Origin of the sequence: Sphingomonas sp. (assembly GCF_051962185.1) — a bacterium.
In the GTDB taxonomy this organism is placed as follows: Bacteria; Pseudomonadota; Alphaproteobacteria; order Sphingomonadales; family Sphingomonadaceae; genus Sphingomonas.
Genome location: NZ_JBQCCN010000061.1, coordinates 1 through 17,180, shown reverse-complemented (window position 1 = coordinate 17,180; position 17,180 = coordinate 1). Strand labels below are relative to the sequence as shown.

Annotated in this window: 20 protein-coding genes and 1 tRNA gene; 12 read left to right on the top strand and 9 right to left on the bottom strand. The window is 66.8% G+C overall.

The genetic code is table 11. The features are described from left to right. From ACTHJR_RS04065 to ACTHJR_RS04055, 3 genes are all read right to left on the bottom strand, one after another. Positions 1 to 572 (bottom strand): DNA gyrase subunit A (locus ACTHJR_RS04065; RefSeq protein ID WP_440521847.1); only part of this gene is annotated, 572 nt, incomplete at its 3' end. A 96-nt stretch (positions 573 to 668) separates the two neighbouring features. Further along, positions 669 to 1,322, bottom strand: coding sequence for a glycoside hydrolase domain-containing protein (locus tag ACTHJR_RS04060; protein ID WP_440521846.1), 654 nt, complete (start codon positions 1,320 to 1,322; stop codon positions 669 to 671). Between the two features lie 168 nt (positions 1,323 to 1,490). After that, positions 1,491 to 3,251 (bottom strand): chloride channel protein, encoded by a 1,761-nt coding sequence (locus ACTHJR_RS04055; protein WP_440521845.1) that lies wholly within the window; start codon positions 3,249 to 3,251, stop codon positions 1,491 to 1,493. Between the two features lie 77 nt (positions 3,252 to 3,328). On the opposite strand from ACTHJR_RS04055, the gene ACTHJR_RS04050 reads away from it, so the two are divergent. The 3 genes from ACTHJR_RS04050 to ACTHJR_RS04040 all read left to right on the top strand — a co-directional run bounded on the left by ACTHJR_RS04050 (position 3,329) and on the right by ACTHJR_RS04040 (position 4,330). Continuing rightward, the gene (locus tag ACTHJR_RS04050; protein WP_440521844.1) at positions 3,329 to 3,739 is read left to right on the top strand and encodes a MarR family winged helix-turn-helix transcriptional regulator; all 411 of its coding nucleotides are present in this window, start codon (positions 3,329 to 3,331) and stop codon (positions 3,737 to 3,739) included. Between the two features lie 76 nt (positions 3,740 to 3,815). Next, positions 3,816 to 4,124, top strand: coding sequence for a hypothetical protein (locus tag ACTHJR_RS04045; RefSeq protein WP_440521843.1), 309 nt, complete (start codon positions 3,816 to 3,818; stop codon positions 4,122 to 4,124). Between the two features lie 2 nt (positions 4,125 to 4,126). Then, a complete protein-coding gene (locus ACTHJR_RS04040) occupies positions 4,127 to 4,330 on the top strand; it encodes a hypothetical protein (protein ID WP_440521842.1) in 204 nt (67 codons plus the stop codon). 56 nt (positions 4,331 to 4,386) lie between these two features. Here ACTHJR_RS04040 and ACTHJR_RS04035 read toward each other — a convergent pair whose 3' ends face one another. The 3 genes from ACTHJR_RS04035 to gcvA all read right to left on the bottom strand — a co-directional run bounded on the left by ACTHJR_RS04035 (position 4,387) and on the right by gcvA (position 8,214). Continuing rightward, positions 4,387 to 4,710 (bottom strand): hypothetical protein, encoded by a 324-nt coding sequence (locus tag ACTHJR_RS04035; protein WP_440521841.1) that lies wholly within the window; start codon positions 4,708 to 4,710, stop codon positions 4,387 to 4,389. 113 nt (positions 4,711 to 4,823) lie between these two features. After that, a complete protein-coding gene (locus ACTHJR_RS04030; RefSeq protein ID WP_440521839.1) occupies positions 4,824 to 7,220 on the bottom strand; it encodes a hypothetical protein in 2,397 nt (798 codons plus the stop codon). Positions 7,221 to 7,317: 97 nt separating this feature from the next. Beyond that, positions 7,318 to 8,214, bottom strand: a complete 897-nt coding sequence (gene gcvA / locus ACTHJR_RS04025) for a transcriptional regulator GcvA (protein ID WP_440521838.1) — start codon at positions 8,212 to 8,214, stop codon at positions 7,318 to 7,320. 20 nt (positions 8,215 to 8,234) lie between these two features. On the opposite strand from gcvA, the gene ACTHJR_RS04020 reads away from it, so the two are divergent. From ACTHJR_RS04020 to purC, 4 genes are all read left to right on the top strand, one after another. After that, positions 8,235 to 8,516, top strand: coding sequence for a hypothetical protein (locus ACTHJR_RS04020; protein ID WP_440521837.1), 282 nt, complete (start codon positions 8,235 to 8,237; stop codon positions 8,514 to 8,516). A gap of 130 nt (positions 8,517 to 8,646) precedes the next feature. Next, the gene (locus tag ACTHJR_RS04015; protein WP_440521836.1) at positions 8,647 to 9,486 is read left to right on the top strand and encodes an alpha/beta hydrolase; all 840 of its coding nucleotides are present in this window, start codon (positions 8,647 to 8,649) and stop codon (positions 9,484 to 9,486) included. A 192-nt stretch (positions 9,487 to 9,678) separates the two neighbouring features. Next, the gene (locus ACTHJR_RS04010; protein WP_440521835.1) at positions 9,679 to 10,590 is read left to right on the top strand and encodes a hypothetical protein; all 912 of its coding nucleotides are present in this window, start codon (positions 9,679 to 9,681) and stop codon (positions 10,588 to 10,590) included. 101 nt (positions 10,591 to 10,691) lie between these two features. Continuing rightward, positions 10,692 to 11,471, top strand: a complete 780-nt coding sequence (gene purC / locus ACTHJR_RS04005) for a phosphoribosylaminoimidazolesuccinocarboxamide synthase (protein WP_440521834.1) — start codon at positions 10,692 to 10,694, stop codon at positions 11,469 to 11,471. A 48-nt stretch (positions 11,472 to 11,519) separates the two neighbouring features. Here purC and ACTHJR_RS04000 read toward each other — a convergent pair whose 3' ends face one another. Beyond that, positions 11,520 to 11,669, bottom strand: coding sequence for a hypothetical protein (locus tag ACTHJR_RS04000; RefSeq protein ID WP_440521833.1), 150 nt, complete (start codon positions 11,667 to 11,669; stop codon positions 11,520 to 11,522). 157 nt (positions 11,670 to 11,826) lie between these two features. Here ACTHJR_RS04000 and purS point away from each other — a divergent pair, with 157 nt between their 5' ends. Next, positions 11,827 to 12,054 carry a phosphoribosylformylglycinamidine synthase subunit PurS gene (gene purS / locus ACTHJR_RS03995; RefSeq protein ID WP_440521832.1) on the top strand — a complete coding sequence of 76 codons (228 nt, stop codon included), beginning with the start codon at positions 11,827 to 11,829 and terminating at the stop codon, positions 12,052 to 12,054. Continuing rightward, positions 12,051 to 12,719, top strand: a complete 669-nt coding sequence (gene purQ / locus ACTHJR_RS03990; RefSeq protein ID WP_440521831.1) for a phosphoribosylformylglycinamidine synthase subunit PurQ — start codon at positions 12,051 to 12,053, stop codon at positions 12,717 to 12,719. Before purS ends, purQ begins: the two co-directional genes overlap by 4 nt. 261 nt (positions 12,720 to 12,980) lie before the next feature. On the opposite strand, the gene ACTHJR_RS03985 is transcribed toward purQ, so the two are convergent. Continuing rightward, positions 12,981 to 13,724, bottom strand: coding sequence for a queuosine precursor transporter (locus ACTHJR_RS03985; protein WP_440521830.1), 744 nt, complete (start codon positions 13,722 to 13,724; stop codon positions 12,981 to 12,983). A 137-nt stretch (positions 13,725 to 13,861) separates the two neighbouring features. Here ACTHJR_RS03985 and ACTHJR_RS03980 point away from each other — a divergent pair. The 3 genes from ACTHJR_RS03980 (at position 13,862) to ACTHJR_RS03970 (ending at position 16,212) form a co-directional block, all read left to right on the top strand. Continuing rightward, positions 13,862 to 13,938 (top strand) — tRNA-Arg (locus ACTHJR_RS03980). Between the two features lie 278 nt (positions 13,939 to 14,216). Continuing rightward, on the top strand, positions 14,217 to 15,278 hold the full coding sequence (locus ACTHJR_RS03975) for a WD40 repeat domain-containing protein (protein ID WP_440521829.1): 1,062 nt from the start codon (positions 14,217 to 14,219) through the stop codon (positions 15,276 to 15,278). A 118-nt stretch (positions 15,279 to 15,396) separates the two neighbouring features. Further along, a complete protein-coding gene (locus tag ACTHJR_RS03970; protein ID WP_440521828.1) occupies positions 15,397 to 16,212 on the top strand; it encodes an energy transducer TonB in 816 nt (271 codons plus the stop codon). A gap of 358 nt (positions 16,213 to 16,570) precedes the next feature. Here the strand turns inward: ACTHJR_RS03970 and ACTHJR_RS03965 are convergent. Then, positions 16,571 to 17,180: DUF1971 domain-containing protein (locus ACTHJR_RS03965; RefSeq protein ID WP_440521827.1), on the bottom strand; the 610-nt coding region annotated here is incomplete at its 5' end.

Genomic DNA, 17,180 nt, shown 5'->3' with positions numbered 1-17,180 from the left:
GGAATGCTGGTCGCCATGCCGACCGCGATCCCGGCGGCGCCGTTGGCGAGCAGGTTGGGAAACGCGCCCGGCATCAGCTCGGGCTCCTGATCCTCGCCATTATACGTGGGGCGGAACCCGACCGCATCCTCGTCGAGCCCGTCCATCAGGTCGGTCGCGACCTGGGTCAGCCGCGCTTCGGTGTAACGATAGGCGGCGGCGTTATCGCCGTCGATGTTGCCGAAATTGCCCTGCCCGTCGACGAGCGGATAACGCAGCGAGAAATCCTGCGCGAGCCGGACCATCGCGTCATAGACCGAGGCGTCGCCATGCGGATGGTATTTGCCGATGACGTCGCCGACCACGCGCGCCGATTTCTTGTAGGCGCTGTTGGGGTCCATCCGCAGCAGCCGCATCGCCCAGAGCAGGCGGCGGTGCACCGGCTTCAGCCCGTCGCGGACATCGGGCAGCGAGCGCGCCGTGATCGTCGACAGCGCATAGACCAGATACCGTTCGCTGAGCGCGCTGTCGAACGGCGCGTCGAGCACGCCCACGGAAGGATTGTCGGGAAGGTCGGTCGTCTCTGATGCCATCAGAAGCGGTTAGAGCCAATTTCGATCGGGGGGAAGCGGGCGCCGGCCGCTACGTCCGAGCGACGACACGATGGCGCTTCCCGCGCGCCATCCGCCTCAGGCCACGATCCAGTGCGGCAGGCCGCCCATCGCGTCGGCCTTGATCACATTCTGGTCGAGTTCGTGCTTGCCGTCAGGTTTGATGACGTGCTGGAACATCTGATAGCCGCGATGCGACACGGGCGTGATGTTACCCGCCGCGCGCCAATAATGCCGGGTCTTCAATCGGAAGAACAAGTCGTCGGCCGACAGCCGGACGTTGAACCCGATATAGATTCCTGGCTCATAGCCCGCGCCCGCGACCTGATCGAACCAGGCGTTGCAATAAGCGACGACCGCCTCGTGATCGACGTCCTGCGGCAGGTCCTCCAGATCGAGCCATGTCGTGATCCCGGACGGCAGCGCTGCCGCCCGGCAATAGGCCGCCGCGTTGCCGCCGTAACTGGTGCCGAGATCGCCGGACGGGACCCAGCCGTGCCTGGCGACGTGCTGCACCACCATCAGCGCCAACCCGCCGTCCACGATCAGTTTGGCCTCGGCCGCCGAGAGGTCGGCGGTGCCGTTGTCGTGATTGGCCTGCCGACTCGCATCGGTCCGGCTGACGTAGCGGACACAGAACGAATATCCCTGGGCGACAAAGGACGCGATCTGAGCATTCGTCAGCGGCACCGCCGTATCGAACCCCATCGCACCGTTGGTCGCGAGCTCCACCGTACCTGCCGTCAAGAGAGCCCCCAAGCAGCCGTGACGAGGAGAGTAGGACGTCAAACGGCGGCCGAATCAACCCAATCTTGGGCCATACCGGCTCGATTTGACCGGGAGGGTCGCCGCCCGCTCAGATTGTCGTTGCTTTGCAGGAGCTTGCTAAAATCGATCGCGTCACAACCCGCCCCGCTCCCGCTCGAACTCGGCGCGACGGCGTTCGCCGCGCGCCTTGAGCAGGTCGTGGCGAGATAGAATACCGACCACCTTGCCGCTGTCGGCATCGACGATCGGGACGCGGCCGATCCCGGTTTCGACCATCAGATCGGCGACCTCGCCGATCGGGGAGTGGCGATAGGCCATCGGTTGCGACGCGTCGGACAGCACTTCGGCGAGTGGCGTGTCGGCCTGGCCGCGCTCGACCTGCCAGCGCAGCGCGTCTGAGCGCGATACCAAACCGACCAGCCGGTCGTCCTTGCCCACGACCGGATAGGAACGGTGCGTCGCATGGTCGGCGAAGAAGGCGACCACGTCGCGGATCGGCATGTCGCCGGGCAGCGTCTCCGGATCGGGCGTCATGACCTGTTCGGCCTGGAGGAAGTCGAGCGGATCGACGGTATATTCCTGCAGGATGTGTCGGCCGCGGCGCGCGATCTTCTCCGTCAGGATCGAGCGGCGCATGATCAGCACGCTGACCGCATAAGCGCCGACCGCCGCTGCCGTCATCGCCGGCAGGTCGCCGAAATGCCCGGTCACCTCGACCGCGAAGAAAGCGCCAGTCAGCGGCGCGCGCATCGCCCCGCTCATGATCCCCGCCATCCCGGCCATCGCCCAGAAGCCGGCCGGCCCCGGCAGGAACTGCCCGAGCGCGACGCCGAGCGCGCCGCCCAGGATCAGCAGTGGGGCGAGCACGCCGCCCGACGTCCCCGATCCCAGCGCAATCAGCCACACCACCGCCTTGACCACCAGCAGCGCGAGCACGACCCGCAAGGTCATCGATCCGTCGAGCAGCGACTGGATGTTCGAATAGCCGGCACCGAGCACGTGCGCATCGATCAGGCCGCCCAGCCCGACGACAATCCCGCCCAGCGCGGGCCACCAGAACCAATGGACCGGCAGGCGGTGGAACAGATCCTCGACCTTGTAGAGCGCGACCGACAGTAGCGCCGCCTCGAGCCCGGCCAGGATTCCGATGACGAGCGATCCCGACGCCGCCTGCCACCAGTCGAGCGCGACGGCGGGGAACGGAAACATCGCGGCGGAACCGAACAGCATCGGGCGGCAGGCGAACGACACCAGCACCGCGGTCACCACAGGTACGAAGCTGCGCGGTTTCCACTCGAACAGCAGCACTTCGATCGCCAGCAGAACCGAGGCCAAAGGCGTGCCGAAAATGCCGGTCATGCCGGCCGCGGCGCCCGCGACCAGCAACGTCTTGCGCTCCGCGGCGCTCAGCTTGAAGCGCTGCGCGAACAGCGACCCGATCGCGCCGCCGGTCATGATGATCGGGCCTTCGGCGCCGAACGGCCCGCCGCTGCCGATCGAGATCGCCGACGAGATCGGCTTGAGGATCGCGACCTTCAGCGACAGCCGGCTCTCGCCATAGAGGATCGCCTCGATCGCTTCGGGAATGCCGTGCCCCTTGATCTTTTCCGATCCATAGAGCGCCATCAGCCCGATCATCAGGCCGCCGATCGCCGGAATCGCCACCATCAGCAGGCCGAGATGCGCATCCGTGATCTCGGCATGAGCCGACGACAGCCGGCCGAACCAGAACAGATTGGTGGCGACCGCGATCAGCCGGATCAACACCCAGGCGCCGAACGCCGCGCCGGCGCCGACCGGGATCGCCGCCGCGGTGAGCATGATCATGCGCAAATCGGCGCTATGATCGCCTAGCGGACGCGCCTTGTCGGCGGACGTGGAATTGAGAGACATGAGAACCTGTTTTAGGGGGGAATCGTCGCGCCCCTATATCGCAACGCGATATTGTTCAATCAAAGGATGCCTCGGTCATGGCAAGCACGGGTGAATTGACGGACGCCGAATATGCGGCGCTGGCCGATTTTCGCCGCACCTTACGTCAGTTCCAGGCCTTCAGCGAGGAACAGGTCGCCGACTTCGGCATCACCCCGCAACAGCACCAGGCGCTGCTCGCCATCCGCGGCGCGGCACCGAAACCGGTCACCGTCGGTTATGTCGCGGACTGCCTGTTCGTGAAGCCGCACAGCGCCTCGGGCCTGATCATCCGGCTCGAAGCGCTGGGGCTCGTCGCGCGCCACGCTTCGCCCAGCGACGGGCGCCAGGCATTGGTCGACCTGACGCCGCGGGCACGCGCATTGCTCGAACAATTGTCGGCGGTGCATCGCGAGGAGATCGTGCGGATGCGGCCGATGCTGAAGACGTTGCTCGATACCATCGCCTGATACGGACTCCTCATCGCCAGCCGCTTGAATTTATATCGCAATGTGATATAAAATGCCGGTCAGGAGGGACGGCCGGATGCATATCTTGTCGGTCATCGTCGAATCGCTCGGCCTCATCATCGGCAGCGTGGTCGCCGCCATCCTGATCTGCTGGTTCCTGTGGAGCGCCTTCCGGCTGATCCGCCATCCCGCCTGGGGTCCCCCGATCGTCGTCGTCCCGGTCATCCTGTGGGCGGCGAACATGCTGCCGCGCAGCGAGTTCCTGCGCATGACCCTGGTGTTCGCGCTGCTCGCCGCGATCCCTTTCTGGGTTGAGGGCCGCGCCTGGCGCGCCGCCTGGATCGAGCGGCAAGATCCCGGCACCGGCGACCCGGCGGCTAGCTGACCATGGCCGACGCACCCCGCTATCCGGTCTTGGCCGCCTGCATCGCACAGGATCGCGCGCCGCGCCCCGACGAGGTCGATCGCGTCGCACGTCGCATCCTGCGCGAAGGATTAGGCACGCGCACCGGCGGGGACGAGGCGACCGCGCAGCAGCTTGCCGTCCGGGCAGCCAGGACCGCGCTGCTCGGCGGCCGCGCGACGAATTGAGCGGCCCGGCACCCCGACCGATCAGCCGGTGATGGACGCCGTCGCTGCGCCCCGCGCTACCATTTGATCTGGTTGCTCGCCGGGCCCTTGTACTGGTTGCTGGACGGTGCCTTGTATTGATTGCTGGTCGGCGCCTTGTACTGGTTGCTGACCGGCCCCTCGCCCTTGATCTGGCTGCTCGAAGGCGCCTTGTATTGGTTGCTCTTGAACTGCTCGCTCTTGATCTGGGTGCTGTCCGGCTTGTCGAGCCCGATCAGAACGCCCTGATTGTTGCCCGTCGGCTGAACGGATCGCTGCTGCGCCGCCGCGTCGGTCACGCCCAGCGACAGGCCCAGTAACGATACCGCCGCCGCCAGCGCAGGTTTCTTGAGATCGGCCATGCCATCCTCCCTGCAAACGAGAGCGGTCCGGGAATGACGAACGGCTCTCAACGGCGGCAGGATATTCCCCTGCCGCTACGGAATATTGGCCGAATGCGACACTTGGCGCTGGGCTAGGTGATCCAGCCGCCGATGTCCTCGATCTCCCAGTTCTGGCCGACCTTGCGAATGCGGATCGTCCCGCCGCTCCAGCCGGTCGACCAGGACAGATAGCCGCGATCGCGCGCGCGATCGAAGACCACCTTGCTCAGCGATACGGCGTGGAAGGCCGGGGTGGCGCGATTCAAGCGCGCGAGCTGGGCGGGACCATAGACGATCATCAGTCGATCGGGGCGGAGGCAGGCATAATCGGCCGGCGCGCCGTCGATCAGGATCGGGCGATCCGCGCTATTGGGATCGATCCGCGGCCGGATCGGCAACGCCAGCTTGCCGGGATCGCGGTCTACCGGCTCGAACAGCGCGCCGGTGCCGCCGCTGAAAACCTTGTCGAGGATCGCCATCATCGCGGCGCGAAGGGGCGCCGCGTCACTGCCGCATTCGGCGTCGGGAGAACGCCCCACGACATAAGCGGCCGGCGTGCCGTCGACCGCAGTGACGAGCAGATGCGCCGCCGCCAGATCGGTCAGGCCATCGCCGTCGCTGTCGCGCGTCAGATCGGCGATGGGCACGCGGAGATAGATGCCCTCGCGAGAGCGCAGCGTCCGCAATCCCACCGGCGGATAGGTTATCGAGCGTGTGTCGAGCAATTTCTCGTCGACCGCGATCGTCAGCGCGTCGCCGTCGAACAACGGCATCTTGGGATTGCCCAGGACGAGATACGGGAAGCGCTCGGCGAGACCCGTATAGAGCGGCCTACGCCAACTGCGCCCGCCGTCGTCGGACAAATGCACCCAATAACCGCCACGCGTGACCTCGCCGGTCGGGTCGTAATTCTGCGACAGGCTGATCACCGCGATGCGATCGCCCTCGCGGCCGATCCGAACCGGATCGTAGCCCTTGGGCAACGGAGCCCATTCCTTCGACCAGGGCATCGCGCGGCCGGTGCCGCGCAGGGCGGCGGGAATTGGGGCCACGGCGAAGGGCGACGGCAGAGGTTCGGCCGCGGGACGATCGCCGAATGCCGGTTCTTCCGGCCGCTCGGCGGCGCCCCACACGCGGGTTGCCGTCTCGACAGCGGCGGAACGGCCGGCCGCGACATCGGGCACGTGCGCCGCCTCCACCAAAGCCATGGCCGGGGCGGAGCGGTCGGGATAGCCGGTCTCGAACGCAGTCGCGCGGGCCGAGCGCCGCGCGTCGGCGCAAATCGAGTCGAGCGCATCCCCGGCGAACACGCGACAGGTCAGCGCGGCGGGCACCTTGCCCTGCACTTCCCCCAGATGACTGGCATAGAACAACTCGGCCATCGGGTAAGGATCCGAACCGCTGTCGTGGAGCATATGATCGAGCAGCGCGATCCCGGCGTCGCCATCTTCGATCTTCCCGCACGGCCGCGCGGCGCCTGCATTGGTCGCGAAAACGCAAGCCACGCGCTCGCGGATCGTCGCGGTGCCGGGCAATCGCGCGAACAATTGCTCGGCGCGATCGGTGCGGCCGGCCAGCGCATAGGCGGCAACCAGCCCCATCCGCACCTCGAGGTTACGCGCGTCGCGGGCGATCTCGTAATCGTCGAGCGTGATCGGCAATCCGTCGGCGACGATCGCCGGCTCTCCGACGCGACCGTCGAACAGTATATCGCGATCGGTGGGCGACAGAGCATCGAACAGCGCCATCGCGCGATCGTCCTGCCCGGCCTCGAGCAGCATCGCGATATAGCCGTGTGTCAGGTACAGGGCCGCGGCGTCGCGATGCTCGGCATCGATCCGCGCCAGTGCCGCGGGGCTGGTCACATAAGCGTATAGCGGGAGTGCCGCGACCGGCGGCAACCAGTCGGAGCTGGCCGCCTCGATCAGCGCGGGCGTCGCTCGGTCGGGCGCGATCTGGGCGAAGCGGACATACGCCTGGGCGCACGTACGGCCGGCCCGCGCAACGCCCCAGGCATCGTCCGCGCGATCCGTTGCGCCGGACAGAAGCTCGTCGATGCTCGCCGGCGAACATCGATCCTCGGAGATCAGGCTGGCCGCCGCCGCTTCCAGCACCAGGGGCGAGCGACGGGTGTCGGTCAACAGCTTGAGGAAGCGGTCGTGAAGCTCGGCGCGCTGGCTCGCGGTCGGGTCGGGGCGGCTCATGTCGGCCTTGGCGTAGAGCCAGAGATCGATCAGCTCGCGCATCGCCGGCGCCGGCAGCTCGTAGCGCGACGCCAGCGCGGCGGCCGCGCGATCGGTCGGGCCCTGCTTGAGCTCGGCGACCAGCGCCGTTTCCCAGCCGTCGAGAAGCACGCCATGATCGGCGCGGATTTTCTGATCCTCGCCGAGATAATAATCGAGCGATGCCTTGTTGGGTTTGGGCAATTCCGCCGACGCGGCGCTCGCCGCCAATCCCGCCAGCACCAATGCGCATCGCCAAAGCGGCATGACGTCCCCTCGCCAGTTTCGCTTATGCTAGCCGCGTCCGGGGACGGTGCGAACCGTCAATCGGCGATTTTTTCGGTCGGATTCGAAGGCGATCGCCTCACACCGGGCTGGGCAGGTCGCGCGCCAGCTCGGCACGCAGCCAGTCGCGGAAGCGGCGGATCTTGGGGACGGTGCGCCGCGCCTCGGGATAGCACAGCCAATAGGCATAGCCCCGGGTCGAGACCTGCTCGAACGGCCGCACCAACCGGCCCTCGGCAAGGTCGTTGCGCCAGAAGAAGGGAGTCAGCATCGCCATCCCCTGCCCGGCCATCGCGGCATGGCCTTCGTGCGCCTGGCTGTCGAGGCGGACGCCGACGCGCGGCGGGCCGTCAGGCACCTCGACGCCGGCCTCGCGCAGCCAGAACGGCCACCATGGATCGTGCGGGCTGATCTGCGGCACGTGCAGCAGGTCCTGCGGCGAGAACGGACCATGGCGTCGCAGGAAACCGGGCGAGCACATCGGGGTGAAATCGATCCGCACCAGCAATTCCTCGTGGAGATCGTCCCAGCCGCCGAGCCCGGCGCGGATCGCGACGTCGACATCGTCGCTGACGAAATCGGCCAGCGCGTCGCTGGTCAGCAGGCGCACCGCCATTTCCGGGTGATTCATCTGAAAGCTGCCCAACCGCCAGGCGAGCCAGGTATTGGCGAAGGTGTTGGAGGTCGACACCGTCAGCACCGCCTCGTCATCCGCGCGGATCGCCCCGAACGCGGCGTCGATCGCGTCGAACGCGCGGGTGATCTGCGGCGCCGCCTTGCGCCCGGCATCGGTCAGTACCACGCGGCGCTTCTCGCGGCGGAACAGCGGCGCGCCGAGCCGTTCTTCCAATAATTTGACCTGATAGCTGACCGCCGCCTGGGTCATCCCCAATTCGCTGGCGGCGGCAGTGAAATTCTCGTGCCGGGCGGCGGCTTCGAACACGCGGACGGCGGCAAGGGGCGGTAGGCGACGCATAGCGACTTGATAAGCAGGACTTGTCGATACTGTCCAACGATTTGTTGGCGATCCCTCGCCCCCGGGAGCATATCCCGATCGTCACCAACGCCGGATTTATGAAGGAGGATTCAGCCATGCGCGACGATTTTCTGAGCGGCGACTGGGCCGCCAACAAACCCCGCCTGAGCGCGGATATCGATAAGCTGGGCAGCAGCCTGGCGGCGAAGATCGGCGACAGTTTCGAAGCGCTCAACCGGGCGCAGTTCGACGCCCCCTGGCGCCGCCCGCACCGCAAGGTTCGCATCGCCGGCCTGCGGTGAGCCGACAAGCCCCCGGGGCCGGGATGCAACCCCTCGCACATGCCCGGCCCAGACCGACCGGCGGCGCCGCCCCGATGGCAGGACCCGCTTCCTTCTTGCCTTCCGCGCGCCGCCGGTCTTTTCCCTTCGCATGAGCGATGATTTCGTGCCGCTGACCTGGGCCGACCTGACCGGCTGCCCGCGCCCCGAGCCGCAAGCGGCGATCGCCTATGGCGACGACCCGTGGCAACGCGTCGACCTGTGGCTGCCCGACGGACCCGGCCCCTTTCCCACCGTCCTGATGGTTCATGGCGGGTGCTGGACGACCGGCATCGCCGACCGCACGCTGACGAACTGGGTGGCCGACGATCTGCGCCGCGACGGGTTCGCGGTGTGGAACATCGACTATCGTGGCGTCGACCGGCCCGGCGGCGGCTATCCCGGCACGTTTCAGGATGTCGCGGCCGCCGCCGACGCGTTGCGCGGCTATGCGCCCAAATATGGCCTCGACCTACGCCGCGTGGTGGCAATCGGGCATTCGGCCGGCGGCCACCTGGCCTTGTGGCTGGCCGGGCGCCGCCGCTTGCCGCAGGACAGCGTCTTGTGGTGCGCGACGCCGTTGCCGATCGCGCATGTCGTGGCGTGCGGCGCGCTGGCCGATCTCGAGGCGGTCGCCGCGAGCCCCGACAAGGGCTGCGGCACCGACGTCGTCGGGGATCTGGTCGGCGACGCGAGCACCGGCCGCGACGTCTATGCCGACACTTCCGTCCCGCGCCTGTTGCCGATCGGCGTGCGCCACGACCTGGTCTATGGCCGCGAGGATCGCATCGTCCCCTATCGCCTCGCGACCGATTATGCCGATCGCGCGGGCGCCGAGGCCGTGCTGCACACGGTGCCGGACACCGGTCATGTCGAATTGGTCACGCCGGGCACTCCAGCGTGGACGGTGACGAAAAGATTGATCGCCGCCGCGTTCGCGCCCCGCGCCTAACGCGCGCGGCATGAGCCTTACTAATCCTTCCCTGCCAGGGGTGGAATGATCTGAAGCCTGGCTCTCGGCGCGCGCTCGCGCTCCCCTTTCCTACACCCGCCCCAACAACTCATCGCTCAAAACCTTCGGCTTGACGCATAATCCCATCAATGAGATGGTGTATAGCAACAGGGCAAGAACGGGAGAGATGCGATGCGTTACGTGTTGCTGACGACGACGTGCCTGACGATGCTGCTGGCGGGATGCAGCAAGACCAACGACGGCTCACGCTACGAACCTGACCGGCTTTCGACGACGTCCAATGCCGCGACGGTCGCCGATGCCGCGCCTGGCGGGGCGCCGCAAACCGAGGCCATCACCGCGCCGAACGAGGTCACCCCCGGCGTCGATGTCACCGCGGCGCCGGGCGTCGCGTTCAATTACGCTTATGCCTTTCGCCTGCCCGCACAGAACATCAAGGATGCGCAAGAGGCGCATGCTTCCGCCTGCGAGAAGCTCGGGCCGCAGCATTGCCGCATCACCGGCATGCTCTATCGCCTGGTCGGTGAGAACGACATCCAGGGAGCGATCGACTTCAAGCTCGACCCGGCGCTGGCCCGCGCGTTCGGCAAGCAAGGCATCGACGCGATCGTCAAGGCCGACGGCAAGTTGGTCGATGCCGAAATCACCGGGATCGATGCCAACGCCGCGATCAAATCGCTCGACACGCAACGCCAACAGGCCGACGCCGAACTGCAGCGGCTCGACCGGCAACTGGAGCGCAGCGATCTCAAGGCCGAGGAACGCACCGAATTGCAGCGCCAGCGTGCCACGCTCGTCACCCAATTGCAGGACGTGAAGAGCCAGACCGGCCAACAGGAGGAATCGCTCGCCACCACGCCGGTCGGCTTTCGCTATCAATCGGGCGCCGCGGTGCGCGGGTTCGACGGCAGCGCGCCGATCACCAGCGCCGGCAACGTCTTCCTCGATTCGGCGCAAGTGACGATCGGCATCGTGCTGACCGTGCTCGCCGCGCTCGGCCCGCCGGGACTGATCGTGCTGCTCGGCTTCCTGCTCTGGCGCCGCTTGCGCCCGCGCCGGCGGCTGGTCGCGGCCGAGGCGTGATTGCGCGCGACGACCGCTTTCGATATAGGCTTTTCTCTTACCGCCCCGGCGCGCCACTCGCGTTGCCGGGGCCGATCATTTCAGGAAGGTACGCGGAGACGATGGCACGCCGCCGCCAGATCTACGAAGGCAAGGCCAAGATCCTTTACGAGGGTCCGGAGCCGGGCACGCTGATCCAATATTTCAAGGACGATGCGACCGCGTTCAACGCGCAGAAGAAGGGCACGATCAGCGGCAAGGGCGTGCTCAACAACCGCATCTCCGAGCACATCTTCACCCTGCTCGGCATGATCGGGGTACCGACGCACTTCATCCGCCGTCTCAACATGCGCGAGCAACTCATTCGCCAGGTGGAGATCGTGCCGGTCGAAGTGGTGGTGCGCAACGTCGCCGCCGGGTCGCTGTCGAAGCGGCTGGGGATCGAGGAAGGCGTCCAGCTGCCGCGCACGATCATCGAATATTATTACAAGGACGACGCGCTCGGCGATCCGATGATCACCGACGAGCATATCGCGGCGTTCGGCTGGGCCAGCCAGGAGGAGATGCACGACATCGCCGACCTGGCGATCCGCACCAACGATTTCCTGTGCGGCCTGTTCGCGGCGATCGGCATCCGGCTGGTCGACTTCAAACTCGAGTTCGGCCGCATCTGGGACAATGATTACAGCCGCATCATCCTGGCCGACGAGATCAGCCCCGATGGGTGCCGGTTGTGGGACATGGAAACCAACGAGAAGCTCGACAAGGATCGCTTCCGCCGCGACCTGGGCGGCGAAGTCGAAGCCTATCAGGAAGTCGCGCGACGGCTCGGCCTGTTGCCCGAAGGCGGTGACAGCGCGGTGCTCGACCTCGAATCGCATCGCCAGAGCCGGGGCAAGTAGGTCCCGGCCGCGGCGAGCGGCGCTACGGTTCGGAGAGCGATCGGGGCGTCAGCCCTTGACCTTGAACCCGCAGATGATGCCGAAGATGAACGACGAGGCCAGCGAGAGCTGAACCCAGCCGTCGGGGTCGCTCCAGCCGAAATATTGGCTGCCGACCGCGAACAGCGTGATGAACAGGATCATTGCCAGTCCGGCCATGTCCGAAACCCCTCAACAGGCAAGCGCAACCCCCAGCGAGTCGCCCGCACGGCAAAACGCTGCGCCCGCCGGGTAAACGAAGTGTAAAACTTGCGGCGAAGCGCCGGCGCGGCCATAGGGGCGCCGACTCCCACATTCCCAGCAGGAAGCCGCCGCCATGAAGGTTCGCATCGTCGTCACCCTCAAGTCCGGGGTGCTCGACCCACAAGGAAAGGCGATCCACAAATCGCTGGAAAGCCTGGGCTTCGGCGGCGTCAACGACGTCCGCGCCGGCAAGGTGATCGAGCTCGACGTCGCCGACTCGGTGACCGACGACGAGCTCGACGGCATGTGCCGCAAGCTGATCGCCAACACGGTGATCGAGAATTACCGGATCGAACGATGACAGCCGCCGTCGTCGTCTTCCCGGGATCGAACTGCGACCGCGACCTCGCCGTCGCGATCGAGTCGATCATGGGCAAGAAGCCCAACATGGTGTGGCACGGCGAGACCGAGCTGCCCGCGGGCACCGATCTGATCGCGCTACCGGGCGGCTTCTCTTACGGCGATTATCTGCGCTCCGGCGCGATCGCGGCGCGCTCCCCGGTGATGCGCGCGGTGGTCGACGCGGCCGAGCGCGGCGTGCCGGTGCTGGGCGTGTGCAACGGCTTTCAGGTGCTGACCGAGGCCGGGCTTCTGCCGGGCGCGCTGATGCGCAATGCCGGGCTCAATTTCGTCTGCCGCGACGTCGAATTGTCGGTCGAGAATGCGCAGAGCGCGTTCACCAGCCGCTATGCCGCCGGCGAGACCATCCTGATCCCGGTCGCGCATCACGACGGCAATTACGCCACCGATGACGAGACGCTCGATCGCCTCGAAGGCGAAGGCCGCGTCGCGTTCCGCTATACCGGCAACGTCAACGGATCGGCGCGCCAGATCGCCGGCGTGCTCAACGCCGCGGGCAACGTGCTCGGCCTGATGCCCCACCCCGAACGCAAGATCGAGGCCGCGCACGGCGGCGACGACGGCCGCCGGCTGTTCGAAGGGCTGATGGAGCTGGTCTCGGCCTGAGTGCCGGAGCTTCGGCAGAGCGTATCGACACACGAATTAATCCTCCCCGCCAGGGGGAGCGTCCGGGCTTTGGCCTGCCCCCGGCAGGCCAAGATCGCGTCCGGGGGGCGCGATCTCGCCCGAACACGCCGAAGGCGACGGAGGGGGAGAACGGCGATCCACTAGCCGCGTGCTTCCTCCCCCCTTCCGTCAGGCTACGCCTGACACCTCCCCCTGGCGGGGGAGGATTGAAAATGGCCAACACTTTCGGCCTGGAGCGTCCTAGACCTTCGCCTTGAACGGCGAGAAATCGGTCCCTTCGTCGAACACGTCGACGCCCTCGGCGCGCTTGAGCCCGCCGACGATCAGATAGGTGACCGGCGTCAGCACGACTTCCCACATCACCTTCAGGAACCATTGGGTGAACAGCACGGTGACGACGAGGTGCGTCGTCCATCCCTCCGCGCCCAGGAAGGCGAGCGGATAGAAGATCAGGCTGTCGACCCCCTCCCCCGCGATGGTCGAGCCGATCGTGCGGGTCCAGAGATGCTTGCCGCGCGTCATGATCTTCATCTTGGCGAGCACGAACGAATTGACGAACTCGCCCGCCCAGAAGGCGGCGCAGCTCGCGAGCACGATGCGCGGCACCTGGCCGAAGATCGTCTCGTACGCCTTCTGGTTGGTCCAGTCGGGCGCGGGCGGCAGCGCCACAACGACCCAGCTCATGAACGCCATGAACAACACCGCGCCGAACCCCGCCCAGATGACGCGGCGCGCGCGCGCGTAGCCATAGACCTCGGTCAGCACGTCGCCGATGACGTAGGAGATCGGGAAGAACAGGATGCCGGCGCCGAACGGCCAATAGCCGATCCCCGGCAGCCAGACCTGTGCGACCTTGCCCGCGCCCAACACGTTGGACAGCAACAGGATCGCGACGAATGCCGCCATGACGAAATCGTAATAGCGGAAGTTGTGGACGGTGTTCGCCGCCACGGCGCGAAGCGCGGTCGATTCCCCCTCGGTCATGGCGGCGGTTATGCTGAAGGTTCCGGCCGTCCGCAATCATCGAGAGCGCGCACCAGGATTGCGGCATGGCGGCCGACGGCGAAACGGCGAGCGCGGGGGATTGCCGGTTGCCGGTCCACGCCTTAGGCGGGAACCGGGCGCCCGTAGTTCAACTGGATAGAGCACGAGCCTTCTAAGCTTGGAGTTGCAGGTTCGAGTCCTGCCGGGCGCGCCAGATTTCCTGGGACGGATCGCACCCACCCCTGCCCGTCGTCGCTCGCGCCCGCACACGCAGGACCACCTGCGCTCGACGTGCCGCCGGACCGGCACGGAGTGATACCGGCGGATTCGGTCGCGGCGCTGATGCGCTTGCGCCGCAACATCGATCGATTGGGAGGCGCGATCTGATGCATCGCTGATGCTGGCCGAATATGGACATGCCCATCGTCCGGACTTGCTTGTTCAGCGTCTTCCGATGTGTATTATACTAGCAATACACATCGGAATTCAGACGTGCGTCGCTGGGCATTTTTCACCCTTATCGCCTTCCTTCTCCTCACCGCCGCCGCCGCGATTGCACTCGGCGGCGAGCCGCCGCAGCCGGTCCTCGCCAAGAACGGTCCCGGCCTCGTCGCTACCTTTGTCCGGCTGATCAGCACGTCCGACAAACCCGTGCGCGCCGTCTCGTTCGATGTCCAAAGCGCGACCCTGGCGGTGACAGGCGTGGACGGCCGGGTCAGAATCCTGGCGGTCCCGGGCGGACAGCCGGTTCGCGAGTTCGTCCATCCCGGCGGCGCCACCGCGCTCGACCGCTCTCCCGACGGGCGGCAGGTTGCGACGGTCGGTTATGACGGCATGTTACGGCGGTGGAATCTGGCGAACGGTTCGGCCCGCGCGGTCAGAATATCCGCGCAGCCGCTTTGGGCGATCCGCTTCAGCCCGGACGGCAAGCTGCTCGCCGTCGCCGGCGAGGATATGTTGATCCACCTGCTGACGATCGATGGCGTGCCGGTCCGGACGCTTGCCGGGCATCGACGCAATGTCTGGGACCTGGCGTTCAGCCCCGACGGCCGCACGCTCGCGAGCGGCAGTTTCGATCACGCGCTCAAGATCTGGGACGTCGCGTCGGGGCGGCTGATCCGGACGGAGGACGGGCACAATGAGGCGATCGTCGCGGTCGACAGCCGGCGCGGCGACGGCCTGGTCGCAACCGGCGGCGACGACGCGACGCTGCGCTTCTGGCGATCGACCGGCGCGCCGGTGCGGACGCTGGCCGCCGGTCAGTTCGTCGATGCGCTGGCCTTCAGCGCGGACGGGCGATGGCTGGCGAGCGGCGGGCGAGAAAGCCACGGCATCCACGCGCTGATCAAGCAACTGCTCGGGCGCCATATATTCGACGGATCGAATCCCACCGCGCGGCTTTGGCGCGTCGACGACGGCGCGTTGGTAGCGGTGCTGAACCGCCAGCCCGAGGACGTCGTCGCGATCGGCTTCAGCCCCGACGGGAATTGGCTCGCCACCGGGAGCGACGACGGAACGGTGGCGCTCTGGCGGCTGACGCCGGCCGCGCGCTGAGCCGGCGCGCTCGACTGCTCGCGTAGGCGCAGCCCGTCCGCCGCCGGCAGCCATTGCCAACTCCCTCGAATCCCGGAATGAATGGCACGCGCGGTCCCGAGCCGGCGCAGGGGGAGCCATGCAACCTATCTACCGCCTGGCGATTTGCGCTGCGATCGCATCCGCGCCGCTACCCGCGGCGGCGCGCGAGTGGCCGAAGACGGCGGGGTGGGACATCATCGAATTCAAGAACGACTGCGCGATCCATTCGACGTTCACGGGCAAGGGCGAAACCGACCTTACCCTGTTTCTGGAACTCGACGGGCAAGCGATATTGTTGGTCGGGGACGGCGGGCGAAGCGGAAAGGCCGACCTGACCTATGCACTCGACGGCAAGAGATATGCGGGTGGTCCGAGCGTCGAAAGCGGCGGCGAGTTCGAGGCGAGGAAGGCACTCGCGCCGCGGCTCGGAACGGATTTCCTCACCGATTTCGCGGCCGCTTCGACGCTGGCGGTCCTGAAGAGAGATGTCGTCGTCGGCCGCATGTCGCTGCGCGGTAGCGCCGCCGCGATCGCCGTCGCGAAACGCTGCGTCGCCCAGGTCCTCGACGCGCTTCCTGCACCCACCTATGCAGGAGTGGTAGCGAGACCAATCCCGATTCACGGCGGCCCAAAGGGGAATCCGGGCTATTGGTTCACCAACGACGACTATCCGGCCGATGCCAAACGCGCCGGCGCGCAGGGTACCGTTTCAATCGTTTTGAGCGTGGATGCGTCGGGAATCGTTACCGGTTGCCGCGTAGCGACCTCAAGCGGCAATGCCTCGCTGGATGCCGCCACTTGCACGTTGGCCACGCGCCGGGGTCGCTTCAACGTCCAGAAGGACGCCGAGGGAAAAGCCCAGCCCTATACATACACGATGCCCGGCATTCATTGGTCGCTGAACGGCCAGTAAGCGTGAGGCAAATATCAGGCTGGCACCGGTTGAGACCTCGTTGCCTCTCGAACCGACCCAAACCGTCTGACGTAGCATTGGCCTGTCGCGGCCGATATTAGAGAGCCATGTGGTGGCGCCGACGAAAACGACCAGCGTTTGAGGCTGACGGATCCGACGCCGCGCTGCGCGTGCAGCTTGTAGAGGCGTCCGCGAAATTGCGGGGCCAAATACAGCGACAGGATTCCGTCCGATTTTCCCGAGGCGGCGGCTATGGCGGCGATGACCTCGCCGTCCAACTTCTGCAAACCGAGCTCGATCAGATCGAAGAGGCGCTCGCCGAGCTGGACCGGCGCAGCGGATAGCGGCCAACCCGCCCCTACCGCCAGAACTCCACGTGGAAGGCCACCGCCCCGACCGGCTCGACGCAATGCAGGATCGTCGGCTCGACGATCCCCGGCGCGGTCTCCGGCGTGAGCAGCATATCGAGCGGCGCGCGGCGCGGGTCGGTGATGCGATAGCGTAGCCGGCCCTGGGTGACATGGATCAGGCCCCAGGTGCCGGGCTTGGTGTCATGGTCGCGGCGCAGCGCCGCGGGAATCGTGGTGTCGGTCATCGTCGCGGTGCGGCGATAAGGCTTCGCTCCCTCCGGCAAATGGTCGGGGTTGAACCCGAAGCTGCTGCGCGTCGCGTCGGTCACATTCTGGTCGTGCCCACTTTTCGAACTGAAGAAGGCGGCGGCGAACAGGCCGCAACCGAGCAGCACGGAGATGAACACGCCGAGCGTCGTCGCCACGACCATATGCACATTGAGCTGCCCGAACAGCGACAGATACCATAGCGCGCCCGCGACCATCGCCGCGCCGATGATCGCGATCCAGCGCAGCGAGCGGACGAACTCCGCCCAGGCATTGGGCGGCGCGCCCGGCCCGGTCAGCGACTCCATCCACCCGCGCATGTCAGGCCGCCATGCGGATGTCGTCCGCATG

Excerpts from the sequence above, each read along its gene's own strand:
- ACTHJR_RS04055 (WP_440521845.1), bottom strand. The coding sequence starts at position 3,251 with ATGTCTCTCAATTCCACGTCCGCCGACAAGGCGCGTCCGCTAGGCGAT.
- ACTHJR_RS04050 (WP_440521844.1), top strand. The coding sequence starts at position 3,329 with ATGGCAAGCACGGGTGAATTGACGGACGCCGAATATGCGGCGCTGGCC.
- ACTHJR_RS04045 (WP_440521843.1), top strand. The coding sequence starts at position 3,816 with ATGCATATCTTGTCGGTCATCGTCGAATCGCTCGGCCTCATCATCGGC.
- ACTHJR_RS04040 (WP_440521842.1), top strand. The coding sequence starts at position 4,127 with ATGGCCGACGCACCCCGCTATCCGGTCTTGGCCGCCTGCATCGCACAG.
- ACTHJR_RS04035 (WP_440521841.1), bottom strand. The coding sequence starts at position 4,710 with ATGGCCGATCTCAAGAAACCTGCGCTGGCGGCGGCGGTATCGTTACTG.
- ACTHJR_RS04030 (WP_440521839.1), bottom strand. The coding sequence starts at position 7,220 with ATGCCGCTTTGGCGATGCGCATTGGTGCTGGCGGGATTGGCGGCGAGC.
- gcvA (WP_440521838.1), bottom strand. The coding sequence starts at position 8,214 with ATGCGTCGCCTACCGCCCCTTGCCGCCGTCCGCGTGTTCGAAGCCGCC.
- ACTHJR_RS04015 (WP_440521836.1), top strand. The coding sequence starts at position 8,647 with ATGAGCGATGATTTCGTGCCGCTGACCTGGGCCGACCTGACCGGCTGC.
- ACTHJR_RS04010 (WP_440521835.1), top strand. The coding sequence starts at position 9,679 with ATGCGTTACGTGTTGCTGACGACGACGTGCCTGACGATGCTGCTGGCG.
- purC (WP_440521834.1), top strand. The coding sequence starts at position 10,692 with ATGGCACGCCGCCGCCAGATCTACGAAGGCAAGGCCAAGATCCTTTAC.
- ACTHJR_RS04000 (WP_440521833.1), bottom strand. The coding sequence starts at position 11,669 with ATGGCCGGACTGGCAATGATCCTGTTCATCACGCTGTTCGCGGTCGGC.
- purS (WP_440521832.1), top strand. The coding sequence starts at position 11,827 with ATGAAGGTTCGCATCGTCGTCACCCTCAAGTCCGGGGTGCTCGACCCA.
- purQ (WP_440521831.1), top strand. The coding sequence starts at position 12,051 with ATGACAGCCGCCGTCGTCGTCTTCCCGGGATCGAACTGCGACCGCGAC.
- ACTHJR_RS03985 (WP_440521830.1), bottom strand. The coding sequence starts at position 13,724 with ATGACCGAGGGGGAATCGACCGCGCTTCGCGCCGTGGCGGCGAACACC.
- ACTHJR_RS03970 (WP_440521828.1), top strand. The coding sequence starts at position 15,397 with ATGCAACCTATCTACCGCCTGGCGATTTGCGCTGCGATCGCATCCGCG.